We start from the raw sequence: 18,857 nt of genomic DNA, 5'->3' as shown, positions 1-18,857 counted from the left end.
TTATCCGCCTTTTTATTTACCCATCTCCTTTGCTAATAATTCTTTGAGGGGCTGATAGGTGCTGCTATATCCCCTCAGAAGAGTTTTTCCTTCGGGTGAGATAACCATCAGGATAGGAACTCCGTTGAAGTAATAATCATCGGCAATAAAGCTATTTTCCTTTTGATTTGTATATACAGTGGGCCAGGGTGGATAAAACAGTGAAGCAGCTTCTGAGTCCTGAGAGAGACTTTCTGGTTGCTTATCGCCAGTGAATCCTAAGATTTCAAAACCTTTATCGTGGTATTCTTCGTAGAGTTTCAATAAGCGCGGATGTACCCAGGTAGTTCCAGGACATCCATATCCCCAATGATAAATAAGTAAATATTTACCACGGTAGTCCGACAAAGAAATACGGGCACTATCAGAAGTGATTACGGTAAACTCGCTTGGAGTGTTTCCCGGTTCTATATTTTTCATGACCTTGAGCAACTGTTCCAGTTTTCTTCCGATAGTCGATGATTTAATTTCGGGAGTAAAATGAGTGAATCTTTCTGCAGCTTCCGAATAGGAGACTCTGTTTATGGCTTGCAGATATTCCCAAGCGGCATATTCACTGTCATCTGCCGTATTGCGGAATTCTTTCAGAGCTTCACTTAGTTCGCTGGAACGGCATTGACTGTATGCTTGGTTATAATACATCATAGAGTCGGGATTGGCCTGTGGGGTGCCTCGCAGGTTTGCAAAATAGTATAGTTTGCGGTATATTTTGTTTTGTTCCACTGTTATACTATCTTCCAAGGTCAGGATGCGTTGTAAACGCGGATCATCATACATTCCGCCCTCTTTGTGCATGGCAGGAAAGAACTCTACGTTCCCCTTTACTTTCAGGTAATCGCCCGGACGGGCATAAAATACAAAGCCGCGATTGCAATATCTTAAGGGTTCATTTTGGGAAGGATGGTAGGTTATGATGTAAAGCTTTGTCTCATCTGTATGTTTGCAGAAAGAAAATTTTCCTTCTTTTGTTGCTATGAAAGTATCACGGTCGCCTTCTTTCCAGTCCGGCAGCAGATGGTGGGTAAGAATAAGTGTGTCCCCGATTTGTATTCCCTGCGTTGTACCATCTATTCGGAAGTTAGGTGCTGTAGTGCAAGAACTGACTGTGAGAATGAATATAAATATTGCCAGTGGAATAAGTGGTTTCATAGTACTGTACTTTTTAGTTGCGTTCAAAAGTAATTAATCCTATTGAGATATTCAACCGGAACTAAATAATTCTGATCTTTTTGAATACTTCTTTAGTAGAAAATCTTATTTTTGTATCAACTTCCCAAATATCTGATGACTTATGTTGAAACAAATATCCTTATTAATCTTATGTGCGGTAGCAATCGTTTTTTTCGCTACTCCTGTGCAAGCTTGTACTTCTGCTGTTGTATCGGGTAAAGTGACCCCTGACGGTCGTCCCCTGCTTTGGAAAAACCGTGATACGGACTTTATGCGAAACCATATTGATTATGTGAAAGGCGAGAAGTATAACTTTATTGCTGTAGTGAATAGCGCCAATGCATATCTGAAAGAGGCATGGATGGGAACTAATTCCTCAGGATTTGCTTTGATGAATACACAATCGTATAATCTGGTGGATGTAAAAGGCGATGAAGAACGGGGAGCAGCCAATGGACGTGTCATTTATCGTGCGCTTGAAGTTTGTGCTACGGTAGCGGACTTCTGTCATTTTCTGGATACCATTTCCAAGCCCAGCGATATCGAAGCTAATTTCGGTGTAATCGATGCACAAGGCGGTGCAGCTATATTTGAGGTAGATTATTATAAATATGTGATGTATGATGCCAATAACCCGAAAGATGCTCCTTATGGCTACATTGCCCGTACCAATTTCTCTTTTGCAGGTAAGGTGAACGAGGGAGCCGGCTATGTGCGCTATATGGAAGCAGACCAGGTACTGATGAAAGCTTCGGCTACAGGTAGCATTACCCCACAGTTTATTTTCAATGATTTATCCCGTTCGTTCCGTAACCGTATGCTGGATATTGATTTGCGTAGCGGGGCGTATAATCGTCCTCAGGCATCGGGTTGGTTTGTAGATCAGGATTTCATTCCGCGTAGCAGTACATCGTGTTCGGTGGTGGTACAGGGTGTAAAACCGGGTGAAAAGGCCGAACTGACTACCATGTGGACACTGTTAGGTTATCCTCCTACCGGTATAGCTGTCCCGCTGTGGGTGAAAGATGCCGGTAAACTTCTTCCCGGAATGGTACGTTTTAATAAAGAATCTGAGGCAGCTCTGCTCAGTGATTGGTCACTTCGTTTGGCAGACAGAGTTTTTAGCTATAAGCAGGGAATGGGTACCGGACGTTATCTGAATTGGGAAAGATTGTATAGTCCTGAGAAAGGTGACGGTTATATGACAGCGATTACTGCGGTAGAAGATGAAGTTTTCCGTACGACGAAGCCATTGCTGGAAGAGTGGTATAAAAAAGGAAGCCTCGATACCCAAGCAATACCGAAGCTGTACGATGAACTGGAATCATCTATCAGAATGATTTATCAGAGTTTACTGGAATCAGAATAGAACTTACATTACCGAATGGAGGTACGCCAGTATCTCCGTTTCTTGTTCCGGATGGAACCAACGGATTTCTTCATCTCTTTTGAACCATGTCATCTGCTTGCGCGAATAGATCCGGGAGTTCTGTTGGATTTTCTCTATGGCAAAAGGTAAGGTCCACTCTCCGTCGAGGTATTTGAACATCTCTTTATAGCCTACTGTATTCAATGAATTGAGTGCCCGATAAGGATATACTTTTCTGGCTTCTTCTTCCAGGCCATCCTCTATCATAATCTCCACCCGTCGGTTAATGCGGTCGTAAAGTTCTTCCCGGTCGCGTGTCAATCCTATTTTGATGATGCGGAAAGGGCGTTCTTTCTTTTGCTGGGTGCGGAATGAAGTGTAGGGCTTCCCTGTCATATAGCATATCTCCAGTGCATGGATTACGCGTTTAGGATTCTTCAGGTCTACTATTTTGTAGTATTCAGGATCGAGTAACTTTAGCTCTGCGCACAATCTTTCCAGACCTTCCGTTTCATACTTATGTAGCATCACCTGGCGTGTTTCAGCATCTACGGTCGGAATATCGTCAATGCCTTTGCAAACGGCATCCACATACATCATAGAGCCACCGGTAAGCAATACGGTGTCTTGTTCGGTAAATAAGGTTTCCAGAAGCTTCAGTACCTCTGCTTCGTATTGGGCGGCACTGTAATAATCGGTGAGTTGCAAGGTTCCTACAAGGTAATGTTTCACGCGTTGCAGTTGCTCGGGGGTAGGGGCTGCCGTCCCTATTTTCAAGTCGGCATAGAGTTGCCGGGAGTCTGCGGAAACGATGCAAGTTTGGTAATGCTCTGCCAGCCGCAGGCTGAGTTCGGTCTTTCCTACTCCGGTCGGTCCAATAAGCACTATCAGGGTTTTCATAAGGAAATGGTATTTAGAGAATCATTTTCCATCTGCAGATAACGCGGATAACGCAGATCTCTTCTAGGCTTAAGTCTTTCAAATCTGTGTTATCCGCGTTATCTGCGGATGAAAAATTTAAAATAATATTAGAACTTTTCTTCCTCGAACGGTGCTGCGCCACCTTCGCCTCCGCCCATGTCGAAACCTTCCTGGTCGAATTCTTCCAGATCAAAGTCCTGATCTCCATAGAAGTTTTCATCCAGATCAAGCGATCCGCTGTTGGCTGCCATTTCTTCGAAGTCAATTGTCTGTTTCGGAGCATCACCTTCCTTCTTGGTACACTTGGCACCTTTCATTTCTTTTCCGGTAATGATTTCGGAGAGTTCGATGAAGAAACAGCGTTCTGTCATGTAGTCGAACACATAGAGTAACTTCTGCTTTTCATCTTCTATCAGTTCGCTGATAGTGGTGTCTTTCATTACCCAACTGTCCATTTCCGGATTGTCATCCATCTCTTCCAGTGTAATTTCCTTTTCTTTTTCCCAATCATCATCACAGATGAAGAAAGAAGTCATCTGGTCGTTAGTATAACCTACTGACTTCACTATAGCCTCATGGAAGTCGTAGAATGTAGCTTCCGGGTCAATTTGTATTTCTCTTACGAAGTCGTCTACTTCATCGGAGATAAGTGTAAATCTGTATATCATATTCTAATTACTTTATCGTTTTATCACCTAATAATACCACGTTCGGAGTCACGGATGAAGCTGACAATGTATTCGATTTCCGGGCTCGTCGGAATTTCTTCTTCTATTTTCTTTAATGCGTCTGAAGTGTTCAATCCACTCTGATAAATGATACGGTATGCGTTGTGTATATTCTCAATGGTTTCATTGGAGAATCCGCGACGACGCAACCCGATAATATTGATACCGCTGTAAGCAATCGGTTCCCGGCCTGCAATGATGTATGGCGGAATATCCTTACTGAAACGGCAACCTCCTTGTATCATTCCGTATCCACCTACACGGCAGAACTGATGCATCAATACATTGGCACTGATAATGGAGAAATCGTCTATTACAATCTCACCTGCCATTTTGGTAGAGTTACCAATGATACAGTAATTACCGACAAGGGCGTCATGAGCTACGTGCACACCTTCCATCAACAGGTTGTTGTTACCGATAATGGTTCTGCCTTTGGCAGCTGTACCGCGATTGATGGTAACATTTTCACGAATGGTATTGTTGTTACCAATTTCAGCGGTACTCTCTTCTCCCTGAAATTTCAGGTCCTGAGGGATGGCACCGATAACGGCTCCCGGAAAAATAGTATTTCCATTGCCGATACGTGAACCGTACAGAATGTTGGCATTTGCCATAATTTTGTTGTTATCGCCGATTACCACATTCTTGTCGATGAATACAAAAGGAGCAATCTCTACGTTTTCCCCGATTTTTGCCTCGGGATGAATATACGCTAAGGGACTTATCATATTTAGTTGAGAGTTGAGAGTTGAGAGTTGAAAATTAATAGAGGAGAATAACTCTCAACTCTCAATTCTCAACTCTCAACTCAGAGGTTATTTGTTTTTAACTATTTGTGCCATAAACTCTGCCTCGCAAACCACTTTCTCGCCTACGAACGCATAACCTTTCATCGTGGAAATGCCACGGCGGATAGGAGCAAGCAGTTCTACGCGGAAGATAAGGGTGTCACCCGGCACTACCTTCTGACGGAACTTCACACCATCTATCTTCATGAAGTAGGTAGAATAACGTTCAGGTTCGTCTACGGAGTTCAATACAAGCAGACCACCTACCTGTGCCATAGCTTCAACCTGTAATACACCCGGCATTACCGGTTCTTGCGGGAAGTGTCCCTGGAAGAAGGGTTCGTTGGCAGTGATATTCTTCACACCTACAATATAGTTGGCACCTATTTCGATAACCTTGTCCACTAATTGGAATGGGTAACGGTGCGGCAACAGTTCGCGGATACGGTTTACATCCATGACGGGTTCGCGGTTGCAGTCGTAAGTCGGAGCCTGTATGTCGTGCAGGCGGATTTCCTTACGCATCTGGCGGGCGAATTTGTTGTTGATGGTATGTCCCGGGCGGGTAGCGATGATACGTCCCTTGATAGGCTTACCTATCAAAGCCAAGTCACCGATTACGTCGAGCAATTTGTGACGGGCACATTCATTGGCCCATACCAGCGGTTTGTGGTTGATGTAACCCACTTGTTTGGCATCCATGTGAGGAACTCCCATTACGTCGGCCAACTTGTCGAAGTCTTCCTGGGACATTTCGCGTTCGTAGATCACAATGGCATTGTCCAGATCGCCGCCTTTGATGAGGCCGGCCTGCAACAGTGGTTCAATCTCGCGTACGAATACGAATGTGCGGCTGGCAGCTACTTCGTCTTTGAATTTCGACATATCCTCCAGTGTTGCAAACTGGTTGGGAATGATGGTCGAATCGTAAGATACCAGTACATTCAGACTGAAGTTCTCATCGGGCAACACGATGATGGAAGAACCGGTCTTTTCATCGCGGAACTCAATCTTCGACTTGATAATATAGAAATCTTTAACGGCGTTTTGTTCTTCTGTACCTACGCGCTCTATCTCTTTTGCATAGTATTGGGCGCTACCGTCCAGAATAGGAAACTCAGGACCGTTGACTTGTATCAGGCAGTTGTCGATGCCTAAGGCATAAAGGGCTGCCATACCGTGCTCTACCGTGCTAACCTTCACACCATTCTTGGAAAGAACGGTACCACGCGTGGTCTCAGTCACATTATCCGCAACCGCATCAATGATAGGTTGTCCCTCTACGTCGATGCGTTGGATTTTATATCCGTGGTTGTCCGGAGCCGGATTGAAAGTAACGGTCAGGTCAAGTCCCGTGTGAAGACCTTTACCACTGAGGGAAAAACTGTCTTTCAGAGTCTTTTGTTTCAACATTTGTTACTTATTTATTTGTTGTTTTAATTCATTCAGTTCTTTACGGAGCTGGCGGAGTTCTGTTAGCATGTCCGGCAGGTTCCGTTGGGCAACGGAGGCTTTGAAGTATTGTTTCAGTTCCATGGGAGGAGTACCGATTAACTGGCTGCCATCCTTAATATTACTGGGAACACCGGACTGTGCTCCGAGGTTCACTTTATTTCCGATATGGATATGTCCTGCAATGCCTACCTGACCGCCGAACATGCACCATTCGCCTATCTTGGTAGATCCTGCAATACCCACTTGCGCCGCCATAACGGTGTTTGCACCGATTTCGTCATTGTGGGCTACCTGTATCAGGTTGTCCAGTTTCACACCTTTGTGTACGATGGTTGCCCCCATTGTAGCACGGTCCACGCAAGTGTTTGCGCCTATCTCTACATTGTCTTCCAGTATTACGATACCGATTTGAGGTATTTTTTCGTAACCTTCGGGAGTTGGGGCGAAACCAAAACCATCCGCACCGATCACACAGCCGGAATGCAGGATGCAATGATTACCTATCCGGCAGTCATGATAAATGGTTGTATTGGCATATAGGATACAATTGCTGCCCACTTTGGCACCACTACCGACAGTAGCGTGTGGATGTATCATTGTATTGTCTCCCACTTCTGCGTATTCACCAATGCAAGCGAAGGGGGCAATGTAAACATCCTTGCCGATTTTAGCAGTCTCGGCAACGAAAGCCAACGGATCGATACCCACACGTTTAGGCTTACTTTGTTCGTAAAGATTGAGCAATTTCGCCAAACTTTCGTAGGCATTATCCACTTTAATTAAAGTAGCCTTTATTTCTTTTTCAGGAACGAAGTCTTTGTTTACCAGTACAATACTGGCTTGGGTTTCGTAGATATAAGATGTATATTTGGGGTTTGACAGAAACGATATAGCACCGGGGATGCCTTCTTCTATCTTGGCAAAAGTATGTACAGTTGCATTCTCATCTCCAACGATTTCTCCTTGGATAAATGTTGCAATTTGTTTAGCAGAGAACTCCATTGTCTTATTCTTGTTAGATGGTTTCAAATCACAAATAACGGACTTTTTTTTTATATTTCCTTGTCCTTGGGTGAATATTTTATACTTACCTATGCAAACGTTGGTAGCAAAGATAGTATTTTTTTACCTTTTTAGACAGTAGGGAAATATTGAGCATGTCCGATGCTTCAGCAATATTCTTGATACTTCCGTCTTTATAAAGGATATCAATACTATCGTCTGCCGGGTCGTACATATTCTTCTCAATGCTGGGGGTAGAGACGAAATAGCTCGCTTCGGAGAGGGGTATGTCCAGTTGCTGACTGATTTGCAAAGTTAACTCTTTTTTCCTTTCTTCACATATCGGTTCGGTAGAAATTTCCACTTTAAAGATATTACGGTTGATCATACCGAGGCTCAACGTGGACAGAACCTTGTCGTTGTGGGTGCTCCAGACCTTTAATGCGGTCCATATGTCATTGTCATCCAGTTGGATAAAGTTCTCCAGGCACTCCGGATTGTTATAGAAAGTTTCCTTGTAGATGTCATTGTAAAGGAAAAAACGCAATGCCGGTGAAGCAAATAATTCCACACCTTTACTTGCTAATTCTTTGGCACGGAGCAGGGCGCTGATGAGCATTTTCTCGTATGCTACGGACGTTTTGTGCAGATATACCTGCCAGTACATCAAGCGGCGGGCCGTGAGGAAATTCTCAATGGAATAGATGCCTTTGGATTCTACCACGAGATGATCTTCTTTCACATCGAGCATCTTGATGATGCGTGCCGAGCCGATGTTACCTTCCGTTACGCCGGTGTAAAAACTGTCGCGGCGAAGGTAGTCCATGCGGTCCATGTCAAGTTGTCCGCTGACCAGTTGGTGCAGGAACTTCTTGGGGTATTCGTCCTTGAATATTTGGATGGCAAGGGTGAGCTGCCCGTTCATTTCTTTGTTGATGCGTTCCATCAGCATGAGGGAGATATCCTCGTGAGATACACCCTGTACGATAGTATCTTCCAGTACATGAGAAAAAGGACCGTGTCCGATATCATGCATCAGAATGGCCGCCTGCACAGCTTCGGCTTCACTGTCAAAAATGAAGTTTCCTTTGCTGGCGAGCTGCTGGACAGCTTCGCTCGTCAAATGGAAAGCCCCCATCGAATGTTGAAAGCGAGTGTGCTGCGCACCGGGATAAACCACAGACGACAAACCTAGTTGCTTAATGCGGGTTAAACGTTGCAAAAGGGGATGCTGCACGATGTCGTACAGCAACCCTTTCGGGATATTGATGAACCCGAACACCGGGTCGTTAATGATCTTTCGTTCGTAGGGCATGTGTTATAATTTACTCGTTTTTATATAAAGTTTTTGTCTGATTCTAATGTTTATGTTAAGAAGTTCATAACCAATCTTGTCATAATCTCCTTTTCTTCTGTTTTTGATTCGGCTATCATGATGGTTATTGCGACAAGTGTGCTGTCATTGATGCGTTTCTCTCCGTCTTCATGATATAGAATTCTATTCTTTTGCAGAAAATAGAGGAATATGGTAGCTGCAATACGCTTGTTGCCATCGTTGAATGAATGATTCTTGGTTATATGAAATAGAGTAGATTGGCGGCTTTTTCCTCAACGGACGGATAAACATCTTCTCCGCCAAAGGTTTGGTAGATAGCGCCGATACTGCTATAGAAAGATTTATCTTTTTCATTGCCGAAGAGATCACTGTCTGTATTGAACTTCATGCTGTTTATTACATTACGGCATTCTTCGTAGGTCAGAACATACGTTGCTTTATTCCCGTCGGGTTTTCTGATGCACTGATGGTCATAATCGTCCAGTAGGTCAAGGGCTATAGTGTACTGCTCTACTACGGCAAGCATTTGTTGGGCGTCAAGTTGGTTGGTGGTGCGTTTTAATATTTTGATGGCCTCTCCCAGCTGCTTTAAGCGATTGTCGTTGACGGCGATACCACGAATCAAGTAGTCTTTCAGAACAGAGTTTGCCCATATACGGAATTGTGTACCTCTTTGGCTCTTTACTCTGTAACCTACGGAAATGACGACATCCAAGTTGTAAATGGTAGTAGGTTTATATTTGGAGAGAGTATTATGCAAAATTTGCATATTACTATTTTTGTCAAGTTCTCCTTCCTTAAATACATTCGCAATGTGGCGGGCGATTACAGACTGGTCTTTCTGGAAAAGCTCAACCATTTGTGCCTGTGTAAGCCACACTGTGTCCTGCTCCAGCTTCACATCAATGGAAGTCTTTCCATCCTGGGTTTGATATATGACAATCTTGCTTTGGTTCATGATTGCTGCTGGTTTTCTGATAACCTTTTCATTAAGTTTCTTAGCTATTCAGTGGCTATCAAAGGATAGCCTTCAACTGTTCCGCCATCTGCCGTTGCACTTCCTTTGCGGCATTGCGTGCAGCTTCTGCAAATTTTGCAGTCTTATCCACATAGATGATGCCACGGCTGGAGTTTACAATCAGTCCGCAAGTGGAGTTCATGCCATACTTACAAACTTCTTCCAGTGAGCCACCCTGTGCACCTACACCCGGCACAAGCAAGAAGTGGTTGGGAACAATCTTGCGGATATCTTCGAAAGCGCGGCCTTGTGTGGCACCTACCACGTACATCATCTGTCCGTCATTGGCCCATTCCTGAGACTTGCGCAGTACTTTTTCGAAAAGGCGTTCTCCGTTGGGATCTTCCGTCAATTGGAAGTCGTGGGAACCTTTGTTGCTTGTCAGTGCCAGGAGGATTACCCACTTGCCTTCGTAAGTCAGGAACGGAGTAACACTGTCCTCACCCATGTAAGGGGCTACGGTTACAGAGTCGATGTCCAGTTCTTCGAAGAATGTGCGGGCATACATGGCAGAGGTATTTCCAATGTCACCACGTTTTGCATCGGCAATGATGAATTGGTCGGGATAGTTTTCCTTGATATATTTCACAGTCTTTTCAAAAGCAATCCAGCCTTTCACACCCATGCTCTCATAGAAAGCGAGGTTCGGTTTGTAGGCAATGCAAAGGTCAGCCGTTGCGTCGATGATGGCTTTATTGAAGGCGAAGATCGGATCTTCTTCTTTCAACAAGTGTTCCGGAATTTTCTTGATGTCTGTATCCAGACCTACGCAGAGGAATGATTTCTTACGCTTGATATTTTCAAAAAGTTGTTGTTTATCCATTACTGAATCTATTTAATCTGTTTATAATTCGTTTGGTTATTTCTTGAATAAGTAGCCTTCTATGCGTAACCTGAGAGCGTCTTTCCTTTTCTTATTGTAATCCAGAGAGAAACTTGTAAGCATGAAAAGGCATTTGTCGGAATTACATTTAAATCGGGTAGGGGGCATTTGATTATATTTGTGATTATCAAGTGCCTCCATTGTTTTCAGGTCAATGAAGATCGTATCGTTCTTATTGTTAGTCTGAGTGGTAAGAGGAACAGGCAGTATTCCTGTTTCCAGATAGTCGTATGGTATGTGGAAGTATCTGTCCTGTATATCTCCATCCGGTATGGCTATGAACTGATGGTACCCGTCCGGTATCTGGATGCTGACTTGCCGGGAACTCTTGCCGCTGTATGATACAAAGGAATCGGAATCGTCTGTTGTATCGGTAGTACCGTAATTTTTAGAAGAATAGAAAGAGGCATCCTTGTCCACAAGGTCGGCAATACTTTTCCGTCCGAACCAGTTGCGCAGATATCTGACCTTGTCGTTTACTTGCACTGCCGTTTCTGCCGGGAGCGATTCCATCCAGTCATCGTATTGATCACGGGTGAGTGGCAGTTTCAAATTGGTGCGTTTCAGCTCTTTCTCTACGCTGCTGCGCATGATATTCCGGGTGATACTTGCATAATTGACTGGTAGTGCCGAAGTTAGCAGAAAGAGGATGGAGAACGAAATCGGTATCCAACTGATGCGCCGGGCTTTAGTGAAGACGAGTCCGATACAAACAATGTAGCACCAGATGTTGAGAGTTATAAGGTAAAGGCGATTGATGGTAACGCCGTAATCGTTGAAGCGGCGTATAATGCCGATTGTCATCAGTACCAGCATCGGCAATACCAAAGCGGGTAACCAACGCGCAATCCATTCGTTTATAGGTTTCTTCTCCTGAATACGTACGGGATATAGTCCGAATTCAATGGCGATACATCCTGCCATCAGTGCTACCACGAGCCAGGAAACCCAGCCTGTGGGCAGTTCCCAACTGATAAAAATGCGGGCTGCATAAACATAAAGCACGAGGAGATATCCTGCCATGAGCGGGAGGAAGAGAAAATGTATCGTGCCGTTCAGGAACTCCGACGGTTGCGGCTCCCGGTTGTGTTTTTGTTCATCTTTGGGCAACATGCCAAGGAAGAGCAACATCGGAAGCAACACGCTACATATAATAAGGATATACAGATAGCAATTCCAACTTACATCCACATTGAAGAGTTGGCGGAGCGAGAACACCAGCAGACTGATTCCACCGCTCATGATAAGCCCCACCACATTGGCCGTGACAAAAGCGCCGACCGTGTATGAAGCGAAGTTCCAGCTTGGAATGTCATTCTTTTCTTTGATGAATGAAAGGAAGAAAGCCGAAAGCCACAGTGCCAGGATGGCGGCTCCGTGGGCTATGCCTATTTCGGTAAGCGACTGTTCCGGTGAAAGACTGTAGAGGTACACCGCATCGGCAATCAGCAATACGTGCATTATTATATGTACGATCACTCCTTTTATCTTGCTCTTTATCTCTTCGCTCCACAGGTGGAGAGTGAGTGAGAGCAACGTACCGATAGAAAAATAGTAACCCAGAACCATCACCAGCTTCCTGTCATCATCCAGGTCGGTAGCTACCAGATAGACTAAATAAGCGGTAAGTGCAAGGACGAAACATACTGTAGAAGGAAAGCGCCTCAGGCAATTTTGAAACGCTTCCGTCAGGGTATGAAATACTTTATGTAGTAGCTGTCCTTTCATTCGCTCTGCTTCTTAACCTGTTGGCTTACAGTTCGCTTTCTTTCAGACGTTCTGCATTTTCCGCTACAATCAGGTGGTCGATACAATCCTGAATGTCACCGTCCATAAAGGCGGAGAGGTTATAGATGGTATAGTTGATACGATGGTCGGTGATGCGTCCTTGCGGATAGTTGTAGGTACGGATTTTAGCGGAGCGGTCTCCGGTAGATACCATTGTCTTTCGCTTGGAGGCAATATCGTCCAGATATTTCTGATGTTCCTTGTCGTAAATGAAGGTACGCAGACGTGAGAGGGCACGCTCTTTATTCTTCGGTTGGTCGCGTGTTTCGGTACACTCAATCAGGATTTCTTCAGAAGCGCCGGTGTTCGGATTTCTCCATACATAGCGCAGACGTACACCGGACTCAACTTTATTTACATTCTGTCCGCCGGCACCGCCACTTCGGAAAGTATCCCATTTGATTTCGCCTTCATTAATTACTACATCGAACTCTTCGGCTTCGGGCAGCACGGCTACGGATGCGGCGGAGGTATGCACACGTCCCTGAGTTTCAGTAGCCGGAACACGCTGTACGCGGTGTACCCCCGATTCGTATTTCAATGTTCCGTATACATTGTCGCCCGTAACGCTGCAAATGATTTCCTTGAATCCGCCTGCCGCGCCTTCGTTGACGCTGGATATTTCCATCCTCCAACCTTTCGTTTCGCAATATTTGGTATACATGCGGAAGAGGTCTCCGGCAAAGATAGCGGCTTCGTCACCACCTGTACCCCCGCGGATTTCGAGGATGGCGTTCTTGCTGTCTTGCGGGTCGGCAGGTACGAGGAGGAGTTTGATATGTTCTTCCAGTTCCGGCTGGCGTGCCTGACAGGCATCCAATTCTTCGCGTGCCATTTCCCGCATCTCCGGGTCTGTTTCATTGGAGATGATCTCTTTGGCTTCCTCGATGCCGTTCAGCACTTGGATATATTCTTTGCGGGCCTCCATCAGGTCGCCCAGTTCTTTGTACTCTTTGGTGAGTTTAACGTAACGCTTCTGGTCGGCAATCACTGCCGGGTCTGTAATCAGCGTCGATACTTCTTCGAAGCGGGCAACAAGCCCTTCGAGTTTCTCTAATATGGTATTGTTGTCTGCCATTTATTTTATTTGCAAAGTTTTTGTACCCATCCATATCTCCGGGTGGCGACGCCATAAGTTATGACACACCAACCCAACAATGCAAGTATACGCATGAACAGCCTGAAAGAAAATGGTTTCGCTGATAACTGTTCCCACGTATCATACCCCATATCTACGGTGATGAAAAGGCAGAAGAGGCAGCATAAGATATAAATCAGTTTCTTCATTGAATTTAGTATTTGAATTCTCCGAACTCACTCTTGATAATCAGTTCTTTCTGGTTGCTTTCTTCAATACGTCCAACAATCTGTGCATCAATACCGAAACTCTTGCTGATGGCAATTACTTCCTCGGCATGTTCGGGCGATAGATATACTTCAAGACGGTGTCCCATATTGAATACCTTGTACATCTCTGCCCAGTCTGTATTGCTCTGCTCTTTAATCGTTTTGAACAAAGGAGGAACAGGGAACAGATTATCCTTAATCACGCGGCAATTATCACCTATAAAGTGCAGCACTTTCGTCTGTGCACCACCCGAGCAGTGTACCATACCATGAATTTCAGGGCGAAGTGCATCCAGCAACTTCTTCACTACCGGCGCATACGTGCGGGTAGGAGAGAGTACCAATTTTCCGGCATCCAGCGGGCTGTCTTCTACGGCATCCGTCAGTTTCAGACCACCGGAGTAAACCAGTTCTTCGGGCACTGCCTTGTCATAACTTTCGGGATATTTCTCTGCCAGATATTTGGAGAATACATCATGACGGGCACTGGTCAATCCGTTGCTGCCCATGCCACCGTTATATTCTTTTTCGTAAGTAGCCTGTCCGTAAGAAGCCAAGCCTACAATTACATCGCCCGGACGGATATTGGCATTATCAATCACATCGCTGCGCTTCATGCGGCAAGTTACGGTACTGTCTACGATGATGGTACGCACCAAATCGCCTACATCGGCAGTTTCACCTCCTGTAGCATATACGCCTACACCCATTTCGCGGAGCTCGGCGAGCAATTCGTCCGTACCGTTGATGATGGCGGAGATTACTTCTCCCGGAATGAGGAGTTTGTTGCGTCCGATGGTAGAAGAAACCAGGATATTATCTACTGCACCTACGCAGAGCAGGTCGTCGATATTCATAATCAGTGCATCCTGTGCAATGCCTTTCCAAACAGAAAGATCACCTGTTTCTTTCCAGTACATATAAGCCAATGAGGACTTTGTGCCTGCACCGTCGGCGTGCATAATGTTGCAATACTCCGGGTCACCGCCCAAAATGTCAGGGATAATTTTGCAGAAAGCCTGCGGGAAAATACCTTTGTCGATGTTCTTGATGGCATTGTGCACATCTTCTTTAGAAGCGCTGACACCGCGCATCATGTATCTTTGGTTACTCATGAGTTGATATGTTTTTTCAATTGAATGTGCAAAGATAGTGCAAAATCTCGATTTTATGAGTAAAAAGAGAATTCATTCTCTTTTTCGAATGTGAGAGATTTATTTAAACTGAATGCCCCGGCATTTGCATTTTGCTGAGGTGCAGCCTATCTTCACGTAGCAAAAGTAGCGATTATTTTGCTTATAGCCTTGCCTTTGCATAAGAAATTAATCAAACATTACTTCTTTACTTTCAATCGTTCCCAAATTGTTTTCTTCTGGGATATTCCTGTTAAGACAGTCCCCATCAAGCAACAAGCACAGCGCAGTTCTTGCTTGGAAAGTGTATTCAGATTATTCGTAATACTGGATAAAGGGTAGTTCTCTTTGAAAAAAGAAAATGCATCGGCTGAGTTTTCTAAGTCGGTTTTCATTTGACAGGAGCAGGTAAGAGGTTCATTCATCGTGTTATAAGTTTTTAAAGGGTTAGTTGTGTGTTCCTATTTCTCTGACTATAAAATAAGAGACGTGGGAACTATTAACATTATTATTCAACTCCAAGGCTCTGGTAAACCCGTCAAGAAAATAATAAGTAATAGCCCCACGCCAGAGTGTATATAACAGAGTTATATGCAATCCAGACGTGGAGACTTCCACTTATTATTCGCTCTTGTAGAAATTTACCAGATTTTAGAAGTTACGAATAATAAAATGATATCTCCAAATCGCAAAATATATCTCTTTCCTACGAAAGAAATACGCCACAAAGATACATTTTTTTATGTAAGAGTATATATAGAGTGGGGTAGAAATAAACTATAAAATCTTTATAGCTAACCTTACTGAACAGTGGACTCTAAGTGAAGTAATTGTTGCTATTACTTTGTTTATCTTTTGCCACCGCATTGGCAATACTTTGCCATCGTGTTGGCAAAGCCTTGCCATCGAAGTGGCAAAGTATTGCCAATGCGGTGGCAAAAGATGGCAAATTCTGAACGTGAAAACAGCTTTAATTTGTTTTTTTCTTCCCTTTTGCAACTAATATCCAAATCGGGCGTCTTATGTATAAAAGACTATCTTAAGATGGAACAAAATAATAAGGAAAAACAGTTCACTTCCCTCATCGAGGAATACAAGCGAGTGATCTATAAAATCTGCTACATGTATGCAACGGATGGAGATAATTTTAAAGATCTCTACCAAGATGTAGTAATAAACCTTTGGAAAGGCTTCGAGGGTTATGAAGGAAAGGGTAAACCTTCTTCGTGGATTTACCGCGTGGGATTAAATACCTGTATCTCCTTCTACCGCCAGCAGCAACGCCGGGGCGAACATACTTCCTTGGATTCCCTCTATGGCTTGGAAGCAGAAGATAGTGAAACGACCAAACGCTTGAAAGAGATGTATCGCCTCATTGCGGGACTGGACAAGTTTGAACGTGCCGTCATCTTGCTGTGGCTGGATGAAAATTCTTACGAAGAGATTGCGGAAATTGTCGGTGTGCCGCGCAATACCGTAGCTTCAAAATTGAAACGAATTAAGGATAAACTTACCAAACAAGCGAATAGCTAAAATAAAACAGATTATGGAACTGGAAGAATTAAAACAAAATTGGAATATAATGGAAGAAAGGCTCGGGCGTCTGGAAATGGAGCAGCGCCAGCAACTAAATAGTAAGGTGGTCAGCAAAGTAAAGCAGGTACAGGATCGTGTGTTGCGGCGATTTACGGTTGTAGTGATCTGTTTACCTTTTTTTTGCTGGTATATTGTTCATAATCAGATGTGTGATTTTAGCATGTCAACGTGGATACTGTTGTTTCTGTTTGTAGCTGTGATAATAGCCCGGCAATTCACGTGGATGTTGCTGCTAAGGAAGATTGATTGCCTGAAGATGACTGTACGTGAAGTGTGCCTGGCGGAGAGTCGCTTCCGGATGTCTTTCAAAGTGGGAATAGCTGGGAGTGTGTTGTGTGCCGTACCTTTGCTGGCAAGTATGATATGGGATATGTCTCAAATGGGTGATCGCTATATATTAATAGGTGCCTGGACTGGGCTTGTCGTAGGGTTGCTGATAGGAATCCGTTTGTTCCTCAAAGCATGGAGCGGGATAAAAGAATTGAAAGAGGCAATAACGGATTTACAGTAGTCATCTTAAAAAAAATGAAAGTCCCCCTTCCATCCCGGAGACTCGAATAGATCGGAGTTTCCAATGGGTGGAAGGGGGACTTGTTTTTATTGAACCGTTTGTTACGGTAGGACTATGTCTATTTTAGAACTGTACCTGCGGTGCTGTTTCAGCTCCTTCGGAAGCTTCAAAGTAAGCACGCTTTTCGAAACCGAACAGACTTGCAAGAATGTTCTTCGGGAAGCGGCGGATGGCGGTATTGAAGTTCTTTGCTGCATTGTTGAAGTTGGTGCGTGCCACGTTGATACGGTTTTCAGTACCTTCCAATTGAGCTTGCAGTTCCAGGAAATTCTGGTTTGCTTTCAAGTCGGGGTAATTCTCAGTAATGGCAAGCAACTTACCCAATGCAGAAGTTACCGCACCTTGAGCTTTCTGGTATTCAGCCAACTTTTCCGGAGTCAGATCGTTAGCATCTACTTTAATTTGAGTAGCCTGGCTGCGAGCCTCTACCACACCTTCCAGAGTCTCTTTTTCATGAGAAGCGTATCCTTTTACCGTACTAACCAGATTCGGAATCAAGTCGGCACGGCGTTGATATTGTGTTTCAACGTTTGACCATTGTCCGCTTACGTTTTCATCCATAGTTACCAGTCCGTTATAACCAGTGACACCCCAAATGACGAGGAGAGCTAAAACAACAAGAATGATAATAGTTGATTTCTTCATACTTTTCTTTTATTAAATGATTATTATTAATTAGCTACAAGTTGCGAGCTACAAGCTACGAGTTGCTGCGCTGTGATACCGAAAGGCACTTGTAGCTTGTAGCCCGTAGCTTGTCACTCTGAGAGTTTCAACTCTCAGAATCGGGAACCGGCACCTCCGCCACCTCCCATACCTCCACCGAAGCTGCCTCCGCTGAAGCCACCGCCTCCGCCGCCGAAGCCTCCGCCACCGCCAAATATGACCGGACCTCCTCCGCCACCTCCGCGATAGTTTTCATCATACGACTGTTTGCGGCGTACTACCTTGTGTCCGCAGTTGAGGCAAGTGTAGGTAACATCTTCCGTTTTTACTCCGTTGATCCGTGAAACCACTTTACTGCTGGTGCGTTGCAATTTGTGCTGTCCGCAGTTGGGGCATTTGCTTGCGGCACGTGCCGCCATCCAACCGATTCCTCCGGCAACAACAAAGAATCCGATAACTGCTGCCAGAATGCCGAAGAAGGAAATGTCTTCTTCATCATCTGTATCATTCACCATGCTGCCGTCCAGTCTGCCGCATACGGCACGCACACCGGCAACCATACCCGCATCCCAGTTACCATCTTTCAGATAGGGAATCATGTCGCGCGTCTGGATGCGTTTACAGATGGCATCGGGCAGATCTCCTTCCAGTCCGTAACCAATGTAGAACTGGATGCAGCGCTGGTCGGTCACCAGAAGAATGACCAGACCATTATTCTTTCCTTTCTTTCCCACACCCCATTCGTTGAGCAGGCGGTGTGCAAAGTCAAAGCAATCATCATTGCCGATAGACGGAACTACGGCAACTACTGTCTCAATGCCGGTCTGTTGTTCCAATGCATACAGCATACGGTCGATGCTGTCGCAGGCAGCCTGAGAGAGGATGCCGTCCGGATTGCAGACATAGCGCATTTTGTTCTGAAGATGTACTTTGGGGATATTGTCTGTAGTATAGACCTTCTGTGCCTGCACGGATAGCAGCAGGCATAGGAATAAACTTATGGAGATTAATCTTTTCATACTAATGTATTTGTGTGGCGAATAT

Annotated in this window: 17 protein-coding genes and 1 pseudogene; 3 read left to right on the top strand and 15 right to left on the bottom strand. The window is 44.7% G+C overall.

The genetic code is table 11. From position 1 onward, the window contains the following. Positions 1-12: 12 nt before the first annotated feature. Positions 13-1,188 carry a peroxiredoxin gene (locus DW036_RS05275; protein WP_118461865.1) on the bottom strand — a complete coding sequence of 392 codons (1,176 nt, stop codon included), beginning with the start codon at positions 1,186-1,188 and terminating at the stop codon, positions 13-15. Between the two features lie 142 nt (positions 1,189-1,330). Here DW036_RS05275 and DW036_RS05270 point away from each other — a divergent pair, with 142 nt between their 5' ends. Beyond that, positions 1,331-2,578, top strand: a complete 1,248-nt coding sequence (locus DW036_RS05270) for a carcinine hydrolase/isopenicillin-N N-acyltransferase family protein (RefSeq protein ID WP_118461863.1) — start codon at positions 1,331-1,333, stop codon at positions 2,576-2,578. A 3-nt stretch (positions 2,579-2,581) separates the two neighbouring features. On the opposite strand, the gene miaA is transcribed toward DW036_RS05270, so the two are convergent. The 12 genes and pseudogenes from miaA to DW036_RS05210 all read right to left on the bottom strand — a co-directional run bounded on the left by miaA (position 2,582) and on the right by DW036_RS05210 (position 14,962). Continuing rightward, positions 2,582-3,478, bottom strand: a complete 897-nt coding sequence (gene miaA, locus DW036_RS05265; RefSeq protein WP_118461861.1) for a tRNA (adenosine(37)-N6)-dimethylallyltransferase MiaA — start codon at positions 3,476-3,478, stop codon at positions 2,582-2,584. 128 nt (positions 3,479-3,606) lie between these two features. Next, on the bottom strand, positions 3,607-4,167 hold the full coding sequence (locus tag DW036_RS05260) for a hypothetical protein (protein WP_118461859.1): 561 nt from the start codon (positions 4,165-4,167) through the stop codon (positions 3,607-3,609). A gap of 23 nt (positions 4,168-4,190) precedes the next feature. Beyond that, a complete protein-coding gene (gene lpxA, locus DW036_RS05255) occupies positions 4,191-4,958 on the bottom strand; it encodes an acyl-ACP--UDP-N-acetylglucosamine O-acyltransferase (protein WP_007215340.1) in 768 nt (255 codons plus the stop codon). 87 nt (positions 4,959-5,045) lie between these two features. Then, complete coding sequence (locus tag DW036_RS05250) at positions 5,046-6,431, bottom strand: bifunctional UDP-3-O-[3-hydroxymyristoyl] N-acetylglucosamine deacetylase/3-hydroxyacyl-ACP dehydratase (protein ID WP_118461857.1); 1,386 nt, start codon at positions 6,429-6,431, stop codon at positions 5,046-5,048. Between the two features lie 3 nt (positions 6,432-6,434). Beyond that, complete coding sequence (gene lpxD, locus DW036_RS05245) at positions 6,435-7,475, bottom strand: UDP-3-O-(3-hydroxymyristoyl)glucosamine N-acyltransferase (protein WP_118461855.1); 1,041 nt, start codon at positions 7,473-7,475, stop codon at positions 6,435-6,437. Positions 7,476-7,560: 85 nt separating this feature from the next. Further along, complete coding sequence (locus DW036_RS05240; protein ID WP_118461853.1) at positions 7,561-8,790, bottom strand: HD domain-containing protein; 1,230 nt, start codon at positions 8,788-8,790, stop codon at positions 7,561-7,563. Between the two features lie 50 nt (positions 8,791-8,840). Further along, positions 8,841-9,769, bottom strand: a pseudogene (gene rhuM / locus DW036_RS05230) (RhuM family protein). 58 nt (positions 9,770-9,827) lie between these two features. Continuing rightward, positions 9,828-10,652, bottom strand: a complete 825-nt coding sequence (gene pyrF, locus DW036_RS05225; RefSeq protein ID WP_118461849.1) for an orotidine-5'-phosphate decarboxylase — start codon at positions 10,650-10,652, stop codon at positions 9,828-9,830. Between the two features lie 36 nt (positions 10,653-10,688). Next, the gene (locus tag DW036_RS05220; protein WP_118461847.1) at positions 10,689-12,440 is read right to left on the bottom strand and encodes a DUF4153 domain-containing protein; all 1,752 of its coding nucleotides are present in this window, start codon (positions 12,438-12,440) and stop codon (positions 10,689-10,691) included. A 25-nt stretch (positions 12,441-12,465) separates the two neighbouring features. Beyond that, positions 12,466-13,578, bottom strand: a complete 1,113-nt coding sequence (prfA, locus tag DW036_RS05215) for a peptide chain release factor 1 (RefSeq protein WP_022208719.1) — start codon at positions 13,576-13,578, stop codon at positions 12,466-12,468. A gap of 5 nt (positions 13,579-13,583) precedes the next feature. Next, entirely contained in the window at positions 13,584-13,787 is a 204-nt protein-coding gene (locus DW036_RS25390) for a hypothetical protein (protein ID WP_147350487.1), read from the bottom strand. Positions 13,788-13,792: 5 nt separating this feature from the next. Further along, a complete protein-coding gene (locus DW036_RS05210) occupies positions 13,793-14,962 on the bottom strand; it encodes an AIR synthase-related protein (RefSeq protein WP_118461845.1) in 1,170 nt (389 codons plus the stop codon). A 1,062-nt stretch (positions 14,963-16,024) separates the two neighbouring features. Between DW036_RS05210 and DW036_RS05200 the strand changes: the two genes are divergently transcribed. Further along, entirely contained in the window at positions 16,025-16,513 is a 489-nt protein-coding gene (locus tag DW036_RS05200) for an RNA polymerase sigma factor (protein ID WP_061436135.1), read from the top strand. 13 nt (positions 16,514-16,526) lie between these two features. Then, the gene (locus DW036_RS05195; RefSeq protein WP_118461843.1) at positions 16,527-17,087 is read left to right on the top strand and encodes a hypothetical protein; all 561 of its coding nucleotides are present in this window, start codon (positions 16,527-16,529) and stop codon (positions 17,085-17,087) included. A gap of 123 nt (positions 17,088-17,210) precedes the next feature. Here DW036_RS05195 and DW036_RS05190 read toward each other — a convergent pair whose 3' ends face one another. After that, positions 17,211-17,792, bottom strand: coding sequence for a LemA family protein (locus DW036_RS05190; RefSeq protein ID WP_007212564.1), 582 nt, complete (start codon positions 17,790-17,792; stop codon positions 17,211-17,213). A 134-nt stretch (positions 17,793-17,926) separates the two neighbouring features. After that, on the bottom strand, positions 17,927-18,832 hold the full coding sequence (locus tag DW036_RS05185) for a YgcG family protein (protein WP_118461841.1): 906 nt from the start codon (positions 18,830-18,832) through the stop codon (positions 17,927-17,929). Between the last annotated feature and the right edge of the window lie 25 nt (positions 18,833-18,857).

The organism is Bacteroides sp. AF39-11AC, assembly GCF_003474285.1.
In the GTDB taxonomy this organism is placed as follows: Bacteria; Bacteroidota; Bacteroidia; order Bacteroidales; family Bacteroidaceae; genus Bacteroides.
This window is presented reverse-complemented; position numbering and strand designations above follow the sequence as displayed.

Excerpts from the sequence above, each read along its gene's own strand:
- DW036_RS05275 (WP_118461865.1), bottom strand. The coding sequence starts at position 1,188 with ATGAAACCACTTATTCCACTGGCAATATTTATATTCATTCTCACAGTC.
- DW036_RS05270 (WP_118461863.1), top strand. The coding sequence starts at position 1,331 with ATGTTGAAACAAATATCCTTATTAATCTTATGTGCGGTAGCAATCGTT.
- miaA (WP_118461861.1), bottom strand. The coding sequence starts at position 3,478 with ATGAAAACCCTGATAGTGCTTATTGGACCGACCGGAGTAGGAAAGACC.
- DW036_RS05260 (WP_118461859.1), bottom strand. The coding sequence starts at position 4,167 with ATGATATACAGATTTACACTTATCTCCGATGAAGTAGACGACTTCGTA.
- lpxA (WP_007215340.1), bottom strand. The coding sequence starts at position 4,958 with ATGATAAGTCCCTTAGCGTATATTCATCCCGAGGCAAAAATCGGGGAA.
- DW036_RS05250 (WP_118461857.1), bottom strand. The coding sequence starts at position 6,431 with ATGTTGAAACAAAAGACTCTGAAAGACAGTTTTTCCCTCAGTGGTAAA.
- lpxD (WP_118461855.1), bottom strand. The coding sequence starts at position 7,475 with ATGGAGTTCTCTGCTAAACAAATTGCAACATTTATCCAAGGAGAAATC.
- DW036_RS05240 (WP_118461853.1), bottom strand. The coding sequence starts at position 8,790 with ATGCCCTACGAACGAAAGATCATTAACGACCCGGTGTTCGGGTTCATC.
- pyrF (WP_118461849.1), bottom strand. The coding sequence starts at position 10,652 with ATGGATAAACAACAACTTTTTGAAAATATCAAGCGTAAGAAATCATTC.
- DW036_RS05220 (WP_118461847.1), bottom strand. The coding sequence starts at position 12,440 with ATGAAAGGACAGCTACTACATAAAGTATTTCATACCCTGACGGAAGCG.
- prfA (WP_022208719.1), bottom strand. The coding sequence starts at position 13,578 with ATGGCAGACAACAATACCATATTAGAGAAACTCGAAGGGCTTGTTGCC.
- DW036_RS25390 (WP_147350487.1), bottom strand. The coding sequence starts at position 13,787 with ATGAAGAAACTGATTTATATCTTATGCTGCCTCTTCTGCCTTTTCATC.
- DW036_RS05210 (WP_118461845.1), bottom strand. The coding sequence starts at position 14,962 with ATGAGTAACCAAAGATACATGATGCGCGGTGTCAGCGCTTCTAAAGAA.
- DW036_RS05200 (WP_061436135.1), top strand. The coding sequence starts at position 16,025 with ATGGAACAAAATAATAAGGAAAAACAGTTCACTTCCCTCATCGAGGAA.
- DW036_RS05195 (WP_118461843.1), top strand. The coding sequence starts at position 16,527 with ATGGAACTGGAAGAATTAAAACAAAATTGGAATATAATGGAAGAAAGG.
- DW036_RS05190 (WP_007212564.1), bottom strand. The coding sequence starts at position 17,792 with ATGAAGAAATCAACTATTATCATTCTTGTTGTTTTAGCTCTCCTCGTC.
- DW036_RS05185 (WP_118461841.1), bottom strand. The coding sequence starts at position 18,832 with ATGAAAAGATTAATCTCCATAAGTTTATTCCTATGCCTGCTGCTATCC.